The 16,420-nt window shown below is 64.6% G+C and carries 16 protein-coding genes and 1 pseudogene; 5 read left to right on the plus strand and 12 right to left on the minus strand.

The features are described 5' to 3' along the window. Window positions 1–53 precede the first annotated feature (53 nt). Window positions 54–644: an AAA family ATPase gene (locus ACX80X_RS13275; protein WP_252600464.1), complete on the plus strand. Its 591-nt coding sequence runs from the start codon at window positions 54–56 to the stop codon at window positions 642–644. Between the two features lie 170 nt (window positions 645–814). After that, window positions 815–1,729 carry a hypothetical protein gene (locus ACX80X_RS13280; protein ID WP_252600465.1) on the plus strand — a complete coding sequence of 305 codons (915 nt, stop codon included), beginning with the start codon at window positions 815–817 and terminating at the stop codon, window positions 1,727–1,729. 61 nt (window positions 1,730–1,790) lie between these two features. Here the strand turns inward: ACX80X_RS13280 and ACX80X_RS13285 are convergent, their stop codons facing one another. From ACX80X_RS13285 to ACX80X_RS13335, 11 genes are all read right to left on the minus strand, one after another. Then, entirely contained in the window at window positions 1,791–3,026 is a 1,236-nt protein-coding gene (locus ACX80X_RS13285) for an NYN domain-containing protein (protein ID WP_252600466.1), read from the minus strand. Window positions 3,027–3,170: 144 nt separating this feature from the next. Continuing rightward, window positions 3,171–3,899, minus strand: coding sequence for an amino acid ABC transporter ATP-binding protein (locus ACX80X_RS13290; protein ID WP_459312275.1), 729 nt, complete (start codon window positions 3,897–3,899; stop codon window positions 3,171–3,173). 8 nt (window positions 3,900–3,907) lie between these two features. Further along, window positions 3,908–4,597 carry an amino acid ABC transporter permease gene (locus tag ACX80X_RS13295; RefSeq protein ID WP_058931152.1) on the minus strand — a complete coding sequence of 230 codons (690 nt, stop codon included), beginning with the start codon at window positions 4,595–4,597 and terminating at the stop codon, window positions 3,908–3,910. Then, window positions 4,590–5,261, minus strand: a complete 672-nt coding sequence (locus ACX80X_RS13300; RefSeq protein WP_252600468.1) for an amino acid ABC transporter permease — start codon at window positions 5,259–5,261, stop codon at window positions 4,590–4,592. The genes ACX80X_RS13295 and ACX80X_RS13300 overlap by 8 nt, the downstream gene beginning before the upstream one ends. An 85-nt stretch (window positions 5,262–5,346) precedes the next feature. Beyond that, window positions 5,347–6,186 carry a transporter substrate-binding domain-containing protein gene (locus tag ACX80X_RS13305; RefSeq protein WP_459312277.1) on the minus strand — a complete coding sequence of 280 codons (840 nt, stop codon included), beginning with the start codon at window positions 6,184–6,186 and terminating at the stop codon, window positions 5,347–5,349. 294 nt (window positions 6,187–6,480) lie between these two features. Then, window positions 6,481–7,230 carry an SDR family NAD(P)-dependent oxidoreductase gene (locus tag ACX80X_RS13310; protein ID WP_252600526.1) on the minus strand — a complete coding sequence of 250 codons (750 nt, stop codon included), beginning with the start codon at window positions 7,228–7,230 and terminating at the stop codon, window positions 6,481–6,483. A 14-nt stretch (window positions 7,231–7,244) separates the two neighbouring features. Further along, entirely contained in the window at window positions 7,245–8,087 is an 843-nt protein-coding gene (locus ACX80X_RS13315) for a fumarylacetoacetate hydrolase family protein (RefSeq protein WP_459312279.1), read from the minus strand. Beyond that, the gene (locus ACX80X_RS13320) at window positions 8,084–9,289 is read right to left on the minus strand and encodes a fumarylacetoacetate hydrolase family protein (RefSeq protein ID WP_459312281.1); all 1,206 of its coding nucleotides are present in this window, start codon (window positions 9,287–9,289) and stop codon (window positions 8,084–8,086) included. The genes ACX80X_RS13315 and ACX80X_RS13320 overlap by 4 nt, the downstream gene beginning before the upstream one ends. Then, window positions 9,286–10,785 (minus strand): aldehyde dehydrogenase (NADP(+)), encoded by a 1,500-nt coding sequence (locus ACX80X_RS13325; protein ID WP_459312283.1) that lies wholly within the window; start codon window positions 10,783–10,785, stop codon window positions 9,286–9,288. The genes ACX80X_RS13320 and ACX80X_RS13325 overlap by 4 nt, the downstream gene beginning before the upstream one ends. After that, entirely contained in the window at window positions 10,782–12,128 is a 1,347-nt protein-coding gene (locus tag ACX80X_RS13330; RefSeq protein ID WP_459312285.1) for an enolase C-terminal domain-like protein, read from the minus strand. The genes ACX80X_RS13325 and ACX80X_RS13330 overlap by 4 nt, the downstream gene beginning before the upstream one ends. Before the next feature lie 136 nt (window positions 12,129–12,264). After that, window positions 12,265–12,996: a GntR family transcriptional regulator gene (locus ACX80X_RS13335; RefSeq protein ID WP_459312287.1), complete on the minus strand. Its 732-nt coding sequence runs from the start codon at window positions 12,994–12,996 to the stop codon at window positions 12,265–12,267. A gap of 214 nt (window positions 12,997–13,210) precedes the next feature. On the opposite strand from ACX80X_RS13335, the gene ACX80X_RS13340 reads away from it, so the two are divergent. Both ACX80X_RS13340 and ACX80X_RS13345 read left to right on the plus strand, forming a co-directional pair. Further along, window positions 13,211–14,560: an MFS transporter gene (locus ACX80X_RS13340; RefSeq protein ID WP_459312289.1), complete on the plus strand. Its 1,350-nt coding sequence runs from the start codon at window positions 13,211–13,213 to the stop codon at window positions 14,558–14,560. Between the two features lie 132 nt (window positions 14,561–14,692). Further along, the gene (locus tag ACX80X_RS13345; RefSeq protein ID WP_252600480.1) at window positions 14,693–15,004 is read left to right on the plus strand and encodes a thioredoxin family protein; all 312 of its coding nucleotides are present in this window, start codon (window positions 14,693–14,695) and stop codon (window positions 15,002–15,004) included. Window positions 15,005–15,177: 173 nt separating this feature from the next. Here the strand turns inward: ACX80X_RS13345 and ACX80X_RS13350 are convergent, their stop codons facing one another. Continuing rightward, window positions 15,178–15,678, minus strand: coding sequence for a hypothetical protein (locus ACX80X_RS13350; RefSeq protein ID WP_252614681.1), 501 nt, complete (start codon window positions 15,676–15,678; stop codon window positions 15,178–15,180). A 244-nt stretch (window positions 15,679–15,922) separates the two neighbouring features. On the opposite strand from ACX80X_RS13350, the pseudogene ACX80X_RS13355 reads away from it, so the two are divergent. Next, a pseudogene (locus ACX80X_RS13355) lies at window positions 15,923–16,420 on the plus strand (HNH endonuclease signature motif containing protein); the annotation flags it as partial.

The following is a 16,420-nucleotide window of genomic DNA, read 5'->3' on the forward strand; positions in this document are numbered from 1 at the left end:
GCCGTTCCCGGCGCGGGGCGCCGCGACCCGACCTCAATGTGAAATGGATGACAATGAACCTGACCGAAGAACGCGCATCCGAGGCGATTATCGTCTGCGGAGTGCCGGCGAGTGGCAAGACGACGTTTGCTCATGACCTGGCCCGCGAGCTCCACTGGACCATCCTTGACCTGGACACCGTCACGAATCCCTTGTTTGAGCACATGGGCGGCGAATTCCTGGTCGATGTCCCTACAGCACAACCCGCAGCGCGTGCGAGCGTGAACGATATTCGCTACACCTGCCTCTTCGACACCACCCGGGAGAATCTCGCACTGGGCAACAGCGTGGTTGTTGTTGCCCCGTTCACGTCCGAACGCACGTTCCCGGCTGCGTGGGCACGGCTTATTGAACGCCTCGCGATCCCTGAACCGCGGGTGCACCTCGCCTGGATGGACACCCCGCCGGGCGAGGTCGTGAGACGCATGCGGCTCCGCGGAGCGGCCCGCGACCTCGACAAGGTCAAGAACCCGGAGCGTTTCCTTTCTCCAGAGGTTACGCAGGCCCCCGGCGTCGGGCATATCCGTATTGATGGCCTGCTTACGCCGCGTCAACAGCTTGAGCACTTCCTCTCGGACTTCGCTGTGCGCGAGGCCGTGCACTGAGCCGCCGCTAGCGGTCACCCCGCCATTCCTCCACCGAGGGGCCATGCCTCCCAAGGCGCACCCCCTACGAGGCGCGATTTGTCGCGCCCTCACGACGGCAGTTTCCGGTGCATCCGGCCGCCGGACCCCAGATCCTCACAAGACCAAGACCATCTAATTAGGAGAAACCAGTGAACACTCTTACGACTCTCGAGCGCCGCGGCATGGCAGCGATCTCGACCCCTGGCGGCAAGATGCTCATCGTTGCAGCCGACCAGCGCAACGGCATGAAGGCCGTAATGAACGACGCACCCGGCGGGCCGAACTCCATTACAGCCGAGCAGCTCTCCGACGCGAAGGTGGATCTGGTCCGCTACCTGGGAAACGCCGCACCGGCCATCCTGCTCGATCCTGAGATTGCCCTGCCCCGTGTGGCGGATGAGGGCGTTCTCTCTCGCGACACCGCGTTGGTTGTCGGTCTTGACGCTTCGGGCTTCGACACGGTCGACGGCCTTCAGTACACAAAGTTCGTCTCGGGAATGACGCCCCGCAGGGTGCGCGAACTCGGCGGCAACGTGGCGAAGATGCTCTGGTACATGCGCCCCGATCTTCAGGACGCCAGCTCGCGCGTCGCGGATGAAATCCGCGAACTCGTCACGGCATGCACCGACGAAGGACTCCTCCTCATCGTCGAGATCCTGGTCTATCGCCTCGAAGACGAAAGCGAGGAAGCCTACGCTGCTGCGTTCCCCGGACTCGTCGCCGGTGCTGCCCGGCTCTCCGTCGAATGCGGCGCCAAGGTGCTTAAGCTGCAGTACCCCGGATCCGGTGAGGCCAGTGCCTCGGTCACCGAGGCGGCCGCAGGCGTGCCGTGGGCCGTACTGTCTGCAGGCGTGGACCACGAGACGTTCATCAGGCAGGTAGAGATCGCTGTCGCAAACGGTGCCGGCGGCGCCATGGCGGGACGCTCGCTCTGGAAGGACAGCCTTGCTGTCTCGGCAGAAGTCCGCGAGCGACTGCTGACGACGCGTGCGCTTCCCCGCCTGCAAGAGCTCGAAGCCATTGTGGACGGGACGCTGGTGGCGTCCCAACGCGCCACCATCTGATCAGCGCCCATGAGGCTGGCGGACGACGGCGGGAGGTCCCGCCGTCGTCCGTCTTCTGTTCTCAGGCGTCCAGCAGTCCGCCGCTTGCCCAGCGCCGCACGGCCAGCTTCTCGGCGGCGTCGAACTCCAGGAGCGCCACGCGGCAGAGCTCTTCCACGTTCGCGGTCCAGGCTGCTGCCAGACCTTCCGCGGTCGCCTCGTCGGTGAGCGGGAAATTGACGTAGGCCAGACCTTGAAGAACAAAGCTCACGGCGTTGCGGGAGACGGGCTGGTCCGCGTTGACGCAGTCGTCCCTCACCTGCCGGGACAGTTCGGTGCGGTTGAGTGGATGCTCACGAAGCCTGGCTTCCATGGCATGGAACATCTGGCGGAACTGGGCTGCGGAAAGTGCCGGCACGTCCGTCACCCTGGTGACCTGTTCCTCGATGCCCGGCTGCAGGTCCGCGGGCGCAGGAAGATCCTCGCTCGAGAACCGCTTCGCGTCCCAGACCCAGCCACCTTGTGCCGGAGAATATTCGACGCCCTGGCCGATCTGGGACACCCACGTCCCAAACTTTCCCCAGCCTCCCCAGTCCGTCTTCAGGGAAGGCTCTGCAGTGAGTGCCCGGTGGGCCACCATCGCGCCGTTAACCGGTCCGGGAGCGGCGCGGACGAACTCGAGGACCTCACGGATGGCGGGCGAGGCGGACTTGGCCTTCGCCTTCGCTGCGGCGGGGACAGTCTGGTGCTTCCCGGACGCCACCGCATGAACCGGCTCCACCGTTGAGCCGTTGAGGATGGCGACGAAGTCGTGGGATTCCACCACATGGTCCGCCATCTCCCGGTACGCGAAAGCAACGGCACCGGCTGCGATAACCGTGGTCATGCGGTCAGCGGCCCGGAACCGCTGGATCAGGGACGTGAAGTCGGCATCGGCCGAGGCAATGAAGAACTCTTCGATGCCAACGTTGCCGGACAGCGCGTCCATGGCGTCGAGCACCAGATTGATGTCCGTGCTGCTCTTGCCCCGCTGCGTCAGCGACGGGCAGTCGATCACGCGGAATCCGGCGCGGGTCCAATACGTCCGGTACTTCGAGTACACCACCGGGTTCAGGTAGCAGTTGCGGATCAGGAACCGGCGGGCGTCCTCGCCGGAACCACCTGCTGACAACGCATCCGCCCAGTGCTTCGGGTCTTCGGCAAAGCGCTTCGCTGCCAGCGGATCCAGTGCCTGCAGGCCGGTGAAGACGTTGTCGAAATCAACGAACATCGCAGCTCGGATGCCAGGCCTGCGGGACGGTGGGAGGGCCTCATTCATTGGCTCAGTGTGTCAGGAACGGCGCGAACTGGCGACCGGTCCGGCTGCGACACGCTAAGGGCGACGGCATGGCCCCGCGAACCGCGGCAGTGAGCGGACGACGGCGGGAACCTCCCGCCGTCGTCCGCTCACTGCCTGTCTCCGTTACAGAACCTTGCTGAGGAACCCTTGAGTCCTGGCGTTCCGCGGCGAGGAGAAGATCTCATCGGGGGAGCCTTCCTCGACGATCAGTCCCTGGTCCATAAAAAGCACCCGGTCGGCCACTTCCCGGGCGAAGCCCATTTCGTGGGTAACTACCACCATGGTCATACCCTCATTGGCCAGGTCCTTCATGACGGTGAGCACCTCGCCGACAATTTCCGGGTCGAGGGCTGAAGTTGGCTCGTCGAAGAGCATGATTCTTGGATCCATGGCCAGCGCGCGGGCTATGGCCACACGCTGCATCTGACCGCCGGACAGGCTCCCGGGGAAGGCCTCCATCTTTTCGGCCAGTCCCACCTTTGCCAGCAGCATTTCGGCTTTGGCGCGGGCTTCGTCCTTGTTGACCTTGGCAACCTTGAGCGGGGCCAGCATAACGTTGTCGATGACCTTCAGGTGCGGGAACAGGTTGAAATGCTGGAAGACCATTCCCGCTTCCTGCCGGACCAGGTTGATGTTCGTTTTCGAATCGTCCAACCGGTGCTTGTTGATCACGATGCTGCCGGACGTGATCGATTCCAGGCCGTTCATGCACCTCAGGAACGTGCTCTTGCCCGAACCTGAGGGGCCGATGACGCACACCACCTCACGCTCACGGATGTGGCAGTCAACGCCTTTGAGGACATGGTTCGGGCCGAATTTCTTATTCAAATTCTCAACAAAAATCACAGTCATATTCCGATCTAAACGCTCGCGGGCTCGGGAAGTTTGAGGGGGTCCACCTGGATGCCGGTCCGTTTCTCGTACAGGCGCCCCAGCAGGGAGATGCTGTAGCAAATGACGAAGTACATGGCGGCGACCGTCAGGAACGTCATGATGGGGTCGCCGGTGAGGTTGGTGACGATGTTGCCCGCGTGGGTCAGTTCGACCAGCCCGGTCACCGTCACCAGGGAGGAATCCTTCACCAGGCCAATGATGAAGCCGACGCCGGGGGGAACCATGATCTTCCTGGCCTGCGGCATGACCACATACCGGAGCTTCGCCCAGTAGTTGAGCCCGAGGGCATCTGCCGCTTCACTTTGTCCCCTCGGCACGGCTTCGATGCTGCCCCGCACGATTTCTGCCACATAGGCGGCTGCGAAGCAGGTCAGCGCAATGACGGCCGAGGCGAACTTGTCCAGTTCCAGGCCGGGAAACAGCAGCGGGATTCCGAAGAAGATGAAAAAGATGATGACCAGAATCGGGATGCCGCGGACGCAGCTGATATAGATGGTGCTGATCCACCGGGCGATCCTGCTGGGGGAGGTCCTGGCAATGCCGAGGATCAGTCCGAAGATGATGCCGAGAATGCCGGACATGGCGCAGAGCTGAATGGTCAGCCAGGCCCCCTTGGCCAGCGGAATGAGGTCCTGCCAATCAAAGGCCCTAAACACGTGCGCCCACCGCCCACCGGAACAGCGTCGTTTCGGCCCGTTTCGAGGCCAGGGACAGCAGGGCGGATACGCCAAGGTAGAGCAGCCCGCCCACTGCGAGCACCTCGATGGTCCGGTACGTGGTGTTGCTGACGCTCATGATCGCGTTGGTCAGTTCAGGAAGCGAGATGATGGATCCAATCGACGAAGCCAGGAACAGCAGAATCAGCTGGTTGGTCAGTGCAGGGAAAACATTCCGGGTGGCTGGCAGCAGGACGATGTAGCGCACGATCTGGGCGTTCTTCATACCCAGGGCCTTGCCGGCCTCACGCAGGCCGTGTGGCACCGACTCGAAGCCGGCCCGGTAAATTTCCGCCGTGTATGCCGCGTTGTTGAGGGTCAGGCCAATAACGGCGGCCCAGATGGGTTCGAGGTTGATGCCCAGCGCGGGAAGGGCAAAGTAGATCAGGTACAGCTGCACCAGCAGAGGCGTGTTGCGGATGGCCTCGATGTAGCACGAGCAGAAGATGCTGACTGCTTTTCCGGGCCCGACCTTCCCCAGGTACAGGAAGACGCCGAGTGCGCTTCCTGCCACCATGGCCACGAGCGTGATGTAAAGAGCTGTCCAGAGCCCCTCAAGCAATAGCGAGCTGAACGGGAGAAGGTCTCCGAAATATAAAGCCATGAGCAAAGGGTCCTATCCGTGAACGGCGGTGTGGGTGAATGAATGCCTGTCCTTCACCCACACCGGAGAGTGCGTCCGAATACTGTTAGTGGGCGAGGAAGGGCGGAAGTTCCAGCCCGAACCACTTCTGCAGGGAGGCCTCGTTCTGTCCGGAGATGGTGTAGTTCCGGATGAAGTTGTTGATGTAGTTAACCCACGTCTGGTCGCCCTGCTTGACGCCGATGGAGAACAGCGCCGGCTTGATCGGGTCGCCCTTGAGCACCTGGAATGCGGACGGTTCACTCTTCACGAGCCCGCCGATGATCGCGTTGTTTTCAATCAGCGCGTCCACCTTGCCGCTCTTGAGGGCCTGGATGGAATCGGCCGTGGTGTTGAAGCCGGCGATCTTGGCGTTCGGGAAGGTGGCCTTGAGGATTTGCTCGCCCACACTTCCGCGCGACGTGGCCACGGATTTCCCGTCCAGATCCGCGTAGCTGGCGATCGGGCTTCCCGCGGGCACCATAAAGACGGTGGAGCTGGCGGCGTACGGCTCGGACATATCCACCACCTGGGCCCGCGCATCCGATGCCGTGAAGGTTGCAATGACGGCGTCCGCCTTGTCGGTCTGCAGCAGCGGGATGCGGCTTTCGTTCGTGGCCGTGACGAACTCAATCTTTGCGCCCAGCGAGGCGCCGAGCGCGTTCGCGACGTCAATGTCGAAACCCTCGTGCTCACCTGATGACGTCATCACGCCGTATCCCGGAGAGTCGGCACTGACGGCGATTTTGATCGTCTTCGTCTTGAGGATCTGGGTGAGGTGGCTGTCAGCCACGGCTCCTGTTGCGCTCGCAGCGCCGGCCGAGGCGCCGCCGGAGGAGCAGCCTCCCAGCGTGAGGGCCAACGCGATAGCCGGAACAAGAAGCAACTTCGGTGTTGCTTTGAACATGGTGCTCTCCTGGGGATTATTGATGCGGATCGGATGCGGGGGTGACGGAGTCCGGGGATCCCGGTCGTTCGCCGTCGAAGATCATATAGGAATACGCACTATCATATAGTGTATGTGACGCAGGTCAAGCCCCTCCTGAAAACCGCTTGTGTGCGCTCGCCGGAAGGGGACCGCGCCTCCCTCCCGGACACGCCAGAGGCGCCGCGGTGCCCCTATAAATCAGGACACGACGGCGCCTCGCAGCTTCCTACTCCGACGGGGAGTTACCCCGCCGGGGCGTTACGCGGCGGGACGCTACTCGACGGGACGCAGGCGCACGGCCTGCATGCCGCCGTCGACCGCCAGTTCAGTGCCCGTCGTCGAACCGGCCAGCGGACTGGCCAGATACGCCACCGCCGCTGCAACCTCTTCCGGCGTCACCAGCCGGCCGTGCGGCTGCCGGGCCTCCAGCGCCGCGCGTTCCGCTACCGGGTCATCCGCCTGGCTCAGCAGCCGGTTGATCCAGGGCGTGTCAGCCGTGCCCGGATTGACACAGTTGACCCGGATGCCTTCGCGGACGTGATCGGCCGCCATGCTGAGCGTCAGCGCCCGGATGGCGCCCTTGGTGGCCGCGTAGAGTGCGCGGGCGGGCAGCCCGGCCGTGGCGGCGATGGAGGACGTGTTGACGATCGCGGCGGCGGGGGACTGCCGGAGATGGGGCAAGGCGGCACGGCTCACCCGCACGGCGCCGATCACGTTGACGTCCAGAACGCGCTGCCACTCGGCGTCGTCATTGTCCGCAACGGTTCCCTGGGCCCCTATCCCTGCGTTGTTGACCACAACGTCGATCCCCCCGAATTCCCGGGCAACGCGTTCGACGGCGGCACGCACCGAAGCGTCATCGGCCACGTCGCATCGGATCGACAGCGCCGCTCCGGACGCCGCCTCAGGATTCAGGTCCAGCACCGCCACCCTCGCTCCGCGCCGGGTCAGATGCGCCGTTATGGCCGCTCCGATGCCGGAAGCCCCGCCGGTGACGATGGCACGGATGCCTTCAAACTCCATTGCCGGGTCTCCGTTCATGCGATGAATTCATGGCGCTGCCGCCCCAGCCCGTCAATCTCAATTTCCACAACGTCGCCGGCCTTCAGATACGGGAACCGCCCGGACAGCGCGACTCCTTCGGGGGTGCCGGTACAGATGAGATCGCCGGGCTCGAGCACCATGTACTGGCTCAGGTTCCAGACGATGGTCTCCACGTCGAAGATCATGTCCGCCGTGGATGAGTCCTGGCGGATCTCGCCGTTGACCCAGCTGCGCAGCCGCAGATTGCCGGCGTCGACCCAGTCCGGGGTGACTAGGTAGGGACCCGTGGGGCAGAACCCGGGTGAGCTTTTGCCCTTGGACCACTGGCCGCCGGAAACGTTCAGCTGGAAGTCACGCTCGGAGAGATCATCCACCACCACAAACCCGCCGATGTGGTCCCGGGCGGCTTCGGGGGAGTCCAGATAGGAGGCACGTTTGCCGATGATGATCCCGAGCTCCACCTCCCAGTCGGTCTTGGTTGAGCCCCGGGGGATGGCCACTGCATCGTCCGGCCCGCCGACGGTATTGGGCGTCTTGAGGAAGATGACCGGATGCTCAGGCGGCTGGGCGCCTGATTCCGCTGCGTGGGCAGCGTAATTCAGGCCAACGCAGACGACGGCGGACGGGCGCACCACGGGGGCGCCGTAGCGTACGACGTCGGAGGTGACGTCCGGCAGTGTGCCTGCGGCCAGTGCGGCGGCGGCAGCCGCGGGGCCACCGTTGGACAGAAAGTCACCGTTGATGGCCGGTGTGATGCTCTGGAGCGAGTAGTGCCGGTCCCCGTGGACCAGGACGGGCTGTTCGGCGCCCGGGGCGCCAATCTGGGCGAACCTCATGAGGCATATTCCTTACTGCTTGATGCACGGACTTCGCGTTGGGCCTGAAGATAGCCGAACAGCTGCCGCAGGCCAAACGACCATTCCGGCAACTGTTCCGCCGGCCCAACGACGTTCACGAGGGCGCCGAGGTGGCGGCTGCGGATGGTCACGGTGTCGCCCATGTGGTGCGTGAACCCCTGTCCCGGATGGCCCCTGTCCTGCGTCGGCGCGAAGAGAGTGCCGGTGAACAGTGCAAAGCCGTCGGGGTACTGGTGGTGCTTCCCAACCGTCGCGGCGACGAGCTCTTCGAACGGACGGCTGATCCGGGACACGGAATTGCGTCCCTCCAGCGAGTAGCCGTCCTCGCCTTCGATCCGCAGCAGGATTTCCTCCTGGCGCAGCGTCTCCAGGGTGAAACCGTCGTCGAACAACCGGATCAAAGGACCTAGGGCGCTGGACGCGTTGTTGTCCTTCGCCTTCCCCAGCAGCAGGGCACTTCGGCCCTCCACGTCTCTCAGGTTCACGTCGTTGCCCAGGGTTGCGCCCACAACTGTGCCGGCCGAGGTGACTATAAGCACCAGTTCCGGTTCCGGGTTGTTCCACGAGGAGAACGCAGGGATCCCGATCCCGGCACCCAGCCCCACCGAGGAGAGCACCGGGGCCTTCGTGAAGACCTCGGGATCAGGCCCGATCCCCACCTCCAGGTACTGCGACCAGAGCCCTTCGGCGATGAGCACCTTCTTGGCTTCGGCAGCCGCGGGGGAGCCGGGCCGGATTGAGCTGATGCTGCCGCCGAGGGCACGGCCCACCAGTTCCCGCATCTCGGCCGCGCGGCTGGCGTCTCCACCGCAACGCTCCTCGATGACCCGTTCGATCATGCTGTCCACAAACGTCACGCCGCAGGCCTTGATGACCTGGAGATCCACGGGAGCCAGGAAATGAGGGCGAGCCGCGTCCTGCGTCAGCGACGCGTGAATGATCTCGCTGGTCTTCCACCGGGGCAGTGTCATCGCCGCGCGGACGGCGGCCACGAGATCCGGCCGTTCCAGGAGCTCGGAGACGGTTTCGGCCAGATGCTGGAGGTCGAAGACGTCCTGCTCCTGGACGGCGACCACGCGTGGTCCGCCGGTTTCAACATCCCAGACGCGGCCGATCAGGAGTGCCCGTGCCGCGTCGTCCGGGAGTACCGAGGCCCCGCCGAGGTCCAATGCGGCGCTCATGGCCGGACCTCGATTCCTGCAGTCTGGACTGCAGTCTGTCCCTGCCGGACGGGCCGCTGCCACACCCCATCCACTCGCTGCGGAACCCGCCAGGGATTGGCGTCCTGCAGAGGTTCGGGCAGGCGACCTTCCGGGAACGACTGGTAGGCCACAGGCCGGAGGAAGCGCCGGATCGCGGCCGTTCCTACCGAGGTGGTGGCCGATGTTGTGGCGGGGTACGGTCCACCGTGGTGCTGGGCGTAGCTGACCGTGACCCCCGTGGGCCAGCCGTTCCAGAGGACCCGGCCGCTGATGTCCGTCAGCCGTGCGGCCAGTTCTGACACGTCATCCTCCGGCTCCGCCTGGAGCGTGGTGGTCAGCTGTCCCTCCAGCAGTCCGGTGAGTTCCAGGAGTTCCGATTCGTCGCCGTACTCCACCACCAGGCTGGCGGGCCCGAACATTTCCTGCCGCAGAATTGACGGATCACTGCGGACAGCCGCGGAAGTCGTGTGGAGCACGGTTGGCGCCGGTGCCTCGTCGAAGTCTCCTTCCACTAGAACCTCCACGCCGGTAGTGCCGCGCAGATCCTGCACGGACTGCCGGTAGCCCTCGTGCAACCGCGGGCTCAGCAGCCGTGCTGCGGCAAAGTCCGCCAGCGCGGCGCTCAGAACCTGCCGGACGCCGTCGGCCTCTCCAGCCGGAACAAACAGCAGCCCCGGCTTGGTGCAGAACTGGCCCATTCCCATGGTGAATGAAGCGGCGTATCCGCTGAGGATTTCGTCGCGCCGCACCGCCCAGGCGTTCTCGGTGACGAACACGGCGTTGATGCCGCCCAGTTCGCCGAAGAAGGGAATCGGTTCGGGCCGGGCGGCGGCACGGTTGAACAGTGCCCGGCCGCCCGCCGTCGAACCCGTGAACCCGATGGCCTTCACGGCAGGATGGTCCACCAGAGCCTCCGCGGCAGGCCGGCCGGTGACGAGCGAGAACAGCCCGGAAGGGGCTCCGGCGGCATCCAGCGCGGCGATGACGGTCTCGGCGGTGCGGAGCGCGAGGTTCCGGTGCCCGTCGTGTGCCTTGTGCACCACGGCGCACCCGGCGGCCAGTGCCGAGGCGCTGTCGCCGCCCATCACGCTGAAGGCGAAGGGGAAGTTGGAGGCTCCGAAGACGCCCACCACGCCGATGGGCACGTTGAGCCGGCGCAGATCCGGCCGCGGGCCCATGCCCCAGTCCGCGTCCACGTGATCGATGGTGGCGTCGAAGTGCTCGCCGTCGCGGACTTCCGTGGCGAAGAGCCTGAGCTGGAAGACCGTGCGTTTCAGCTCGCCCCGGAGCCGTGGATCGCCCAGGTGGGTTTCCTGAGCGGCGATTTCCACCAGCGCATCGGCGTCGTTCTCCAGCGCGGCCGCTATCGCCTCCAGCCAGGCTGCGCGGGTGCCGGGGTCTGCGGTGCGGCCCTTTTCGAAGGCGGCGTGGGCGGCGTCGACACTCAGGGTGAGGTCATCGACTGTGGTTGTCATCGCAGTGCACCGGCTCCCGTCACGGAGGCGCCGGTCACTGCGGCGCGGTCGCCCACTTCGAGCCATCCTGCCCCGGCGGGGAACTCCCAGCGGGACCGCGACGCGCTGTGCATTTCGGCGCCGGTGCCCGGGAGTTCCGGGGCGGCGTAGCGGCCGTTGACGATGCGGACCGGCTCGGCGAAGTGCTCGTGCAGGTGGTCAACGTACTCGATCATCCGGCCGTCCTGGCTTCCGGTGATGGCCGCGTAGTCGAAGAAGGAGAAGTGCTGGACGAGTTCGCACAGCCCCACGCCGCCGGCGTGCGGGCAGACCGGTACGTTGAAGCGGGCAGCGAGCAGGAGGTTGGCGATGTTCTCGTTGACGCCGCCCACACGGGTGGAATCCAGCTGGAGGACGTCGATGGAACCGGCCTGGAGCAGCTGCTTGAACACGATGCGGCTGGCGACGGCCTCGCCGGTGGCGACGCGGACGGGGGCAACGCCCTTCCGGATCTCCGCGTGACCCAGGATGTCGTCCGTGCTGGTGGGTTCTTCGATCCAGTACGGGTTGAACTCGGAGAGCTGGTTGACCCACTCGATGGCCTCGGAGACTTCCCACCGCTGGTTGGCGTCGATGGCGATCGGGAGGTCGCCCACGGCCTTTCGGGCCAGCGCCATGCGGCGGCGGTCGTCATTGATGTCGCCGCCCACCTTCAGCTTGATCATGGAGAAGCCGTCCGCGGCGGCTTCCTTGCTCAGGCGTACGAGCTTCTCGTCGCTGTAGCCCAGCCAGCCCGGCGATGTGGTGTAGGCGGGGTAGCCGTCCACCTTCAGGGCGGCGATCCGGGCGGCCTTGCCGTCTTCGCCGGCCCGCAGGATGTCCAGTGCCTGCTGGGGGCTGAGCGCGTCGCGGATGTGGGTGAAATCGACGACGTCGACTATTTCTTCGGCGGGCATCTCGCTGAGCAGGAGCCACAGGGGCTTGTTCTCGCGCCGTGCGCGGATGTCCCAGAGTGCGCTGACGAGGGCGCCGGCAGCCATCTGCGTGACACCCTTCTCGGGGCCGAGCCAGCGCAGCTGGGAATCGTGGATGAGCCGCTTCGACGCGCCACCGAGGTCGTAGATCAGTTCATCGATGTCCCGGCCGAGGAGCAGGCCGGCGTAGGCGTCAATGGCGTGCGTGAGGATTTCGTTGCCGCGGCCGCAGGTGAAAACAAAGCCGTGGCCTTCGTCGCCCGCGTCGGTGCGGATGACGACGTACGCGGCGGAGTAGTCCGGGTCAACATTGACCGCGTCGGAACCGTCGAGCTCCAGGGACGTGGGGAACCGCACGTCTTGGGTGTGGATGGAAATGATGGAGGTCATGGGTTTCTTCTCTCTCTGGTCAATTCACTTCGTGGGCACGATTCCTATATGAATTCTCATAATCATATAGGAACCGTGACGCAGATCAAGTGCCGGAGAAAAAAGAAGCCCCGGCCAGCAGGCCGGGGCTTCGATTTCAGGTGACGATATGCCGTCTTGGTGGTCCGTCGCTCTCCAGTGGCGAGAGGTCCGCCTTGCCTTCGAAGGCCTTGGCGAACCGGGCGAAGGAATTCCGGATGTGCTGGGCCATGGCCTCCTCGGCGCGGTCGGGCAGGCAGGCCGCGATGGCCTCCCGTACGGTGGCGTGCTCGGCGATGGTGATGGCGCCGTCGATGTCTGCCGGGTAGAGGCGGAAGGTGTGCAGGTGGCAATGGGTCTGGGCGAAGGCGTGCTGGACTACCGGGTTCCCCGCTGCCAGCAGGATGGTGTCATGGAATCGGGTGTCATGGGCCACGAGGTCCTGCCGGGCGTCACCACTGGTGGTCTTCATGGAGTTGCGGATGGTAGACAGTTCCTTCTCCAGGGCCGCGGCTGGGTTGGCGAGGCGGTCCACGGCCGCGGAGCGCGCGGCCCACGGCTCCACCAGCAGCCGGAACTCAAAGAGCGATCGCAGCGCGGGCAGGTCCAGCAGGGGTGTGGTGCTGTATCCTCGGCCGGGACTGTAGACCACCAGGTTGTCACCCTCCAGCCGTTGCAGAACTTCGCGGACCGGTGTCTGTGAGACGCCCAGGCTGCGGGAGACCGCATCAATATTGATCCGTGCGCCGGGCGCAATTTCGCCCTTGAGGATGGAGGCCCGCATGGCGGCGTAGACGTCACTGACGGCTGCCTTGCCTTTGGATGCATCGGATGATTGACGTGTGGGCACGCGGTTACCTCTTTGTGCTGGTTGGTGGAGTCGCTGTGGGAATCATATTCCACGGGTGGGAGCAGGCGGGGTGGGGCGTTTTCGTCCAGAAGTTGCTCTGGATCACATTAACTATATGATTATTCAGATTCCTACATGATAATGCGCCGGAATCCTCGGCGCCCTCCCCGGTGTCCAGGCACTCGAAAGCCACGTTTACGTCAAAGGAGACGGTATGACTGTCCTAGGCAGCAGGCTCGCCCCCAATACTTCCCCCGATCTTTCCTCCAAGGCTCCGCGCACCATGACCCGCAAGCGCTGGGTGATCATCTGGCTCGCGTTCGTCGGGCTCAGCATTAATTACCTTGACCGCTCCAGCCTCAGCGTTGCCCTGCCGTTTATGGGTAAGGATTTTGAGCTCTCGGCAACCCAGCAGGGCCTCATTTTTGCCGCCTTCTTCTGGGCGTATGACTTCTGCCAGCTGGCCGCCGGGTGGTACGTCGACAAGGTTGGGCCGCGGAAGTCCTTCACCCTGGCAGCGGTTTGGTGGTCCGTGTTCACCATGGTCACCGCCTTTGCGCAGAATTTCTGGTCGCTGTTCGCCGCGCGGTTCCTGCTCGGTGTCGGTGAAAGTCCGGCCCCCAGCACCGCCGCCAAGGTGGTGGCCACCTGGTTCCCGGTCCGCGAACGGGCCTTTGCCACCAGCATCTGGGATTCAGGCTCCCGTGTAGGTGCGGTCATCGCGCTGCCGATCGTCACGTTGATCGTCGCCTTCACGTCCTGGCACGCGGTCTTCATCATCATTGGGATTGCCGGCCTGATCTGGGCTGTTGTGTGGTGGAAGATGTACCGGAGCCCCGAGGACCACCCGACGGCCAATGACGAGGAGCGGGCCTACATCCGGGGAGGCGGTGCCCGGAGCGCAGCGAACGACGACGTCGACGCAGCGAAGCTCCCCTGGCGCTCACTGTTCAAATACCACACCATCCTCAGCATGATGTTTGGCTTCTTCTGCCTGAACAGCGCCATCTACTTCTTCATCACCTTCTTCCCGAGCTACCTCGTGAAGGAACGCGGCTTCGACCTGCTCAAGCTCGGCCTCTTCGGTGCCATCCCGGGCATCTGCGCGGTGGCCTTCGGCTGGCTGGCCGGCTACGTTGCCGACCGGGCCGTCCAGCGCGGGGTCTCGGTCACACGGGTCCGGAAGACCGCCATCGCTGGCGGTCTGATCGGCGGTTCGGTCATCATGTTCGCCGCCGTGGTCCCCGAGGCATGGATGGCACTTGCCCTCCTGTCGGTGGCATACTCCAGCCTCACCGTCGCCGCCACCGGCATCTGGTCGCTCCCCGCGGACGTTGCCCCGAGCTCCCGCCACGTCGGATCCATCGGCGGGCTCCAGAACTTCGCCTCCAACCTGGCAGGCATCTTCACGCCGGTCCTGATCGGTGTCCTGGTGGACCAGACGGGATCCTACGTGGCGCCGCTCGCGGTCATCGGATTGGTGTCGCTGGCCGGAGCCGCGAACTACCTGTTCGTCCTGGGCAAGGTGGAGCCCCTGAAGGTTCCTGCTTCCGCCGCGGCGTAGTCGAGCGGCAGGTTTCGACAAGCTCAACCACCGGGCGGACGACGGCGGGAGGTCCCGCCGTCGTCCGCTTGTCCACATCACACACCGCCGGTGAGTCCCGGAGGCTGATGCTGGGGGGTGGAGAATGATTCTATGAGGATCGAACTGCTCCACATCGACGAGTGCCCCAACCTTGCTAAGGCGCAGGAGCGACTGGAATCAGCCCTGACCGCCTTGGGACACAGCGATATTCCAGTGACCATACGACTCCTGGAGTCCGCGCCGGATACGGCGGGCACGGGATTCGCGGGTTCCCCCACGATCACCCTCAATGGGTCCGACATTGTTCCGACCGGTGCGACTGCAGACGATCTGGCCTGCCGGATATACGCGACTCCAAGCGGGCTGGCGGGTCTTCCGACGATCAGCCAAATAACCGAAGCGCTCAAAAACAATGGACTCTGAAGGGACCTGCAGATGCTCCTGCTGCGGCAGGGTGATGAGTCGCAAGCAGCTGCATGTGCTCGGCATCGAACCCGTCTACATTTGCCGGCGCTGCGGTTTATGGGTTGTCCTCCGGCTTCGGCCAGACAGCCCTGAACGCATTTGCTGACTTGCCGACTAAAAGCGATCTGCGCTTAGGTCAGGTCCTCCACGCCGGCAGCCCGGTCGGCGGCCGCACCTGTTGAGATCCCGCTCAATGTGCCAATGTAATCCAGCGTTTTGGGACTGACGTGCCGCACTAGCGCAAGGGCTTCCCGGAGGGCCGCACCCTGGATGTGGTCCTCGAGCGTGCCGCGGAGCTCCGCTACCGTTTCGATGCCCTCACGCTCGAATACTTGCGTAATGTCCTCTATCTGGGCCAGGCGGCCAGGCGATGGCCAGTCGATGACTTCCGAGAGCTTCCCCGTATCGAGGTGCTGGCGGAATCCACTGGTTGTGGCGGCATCCGGCCATTCCGCGACGAGGGCTTCGACGCGCGGCTTGACGGTTTCGTTGTAGTTCTGGCGGCGCTGAAGCGTGGCATCCACAATGATGGCCCCGATGTGGAACCAGCCACGGCTGACTTCGGCCGCGGCGTCTGTGCCCTGTGAGTCCGTTGGCGCCGGAGTGTTGGCATCATCATTATCGATAGTCATACCTGAATACTTCCACGTGCCGCGCGACTGCGGGGCCTCGCGCCGTCGTTCGTGGCGCCATCCCGGCACGATGCGGTGTCTCAGTCCGACGAGGCGGGCCGGGGGACAGCGGGGACGATAGTTTCCCGGCGGAGAAATGATCCGGGGCGGTTGCATCGATCGCCAAGAACCGACTCTCGTTTTGGCCACACGCCCCGAAATCCATTCTCGCTTAAATGTCAGACCCTCACTAGATGATGGAAACATGGGAAACGCGGCGGTGGCGAAGGCATATGCGGACATCATTGCTGCCATTGCCGTGCTGAATTCCGCACTGAACGGGGCTGGCGGGTCCGGTTCTGAAGTGTCATCGGAGGCTGATCTTTTGCGTGGCCTGGGCGATACGTGTCTGGACATCCTCTCCGGCGCCGCGGGAGTTGAGGCGCGGATGGCTGCCCTGAAGGCCCGGGCCGCAGTGGAATATGCGGACACCGCCCAAGCTATCGCTTCGCCAGGTGCGCCGGTGCAGGCGCAGGAGATGGCGGTGACCGCGGAGATCGCATGCGTCCTGGCCATCGGCGACAGGGCTGCGAGGGCGTTGCTGAACCAGTCCCAGCTGCTGATGACTGTTTTGCCGCTGACGCTGTCCGCTCTGCAAGCGGGCACCATTTCGTGGCAGCACGCGCGGGCCATGGTGGATGAAGCCGCAACCCTTGACCCGGCCGGTGCCGCGTCGCTGGAGGCCCACTTTCTGGACCCGGAT

This window comes from Pseudarthrobacter sp. MDT3-1 (assembly GCF_054510755.1).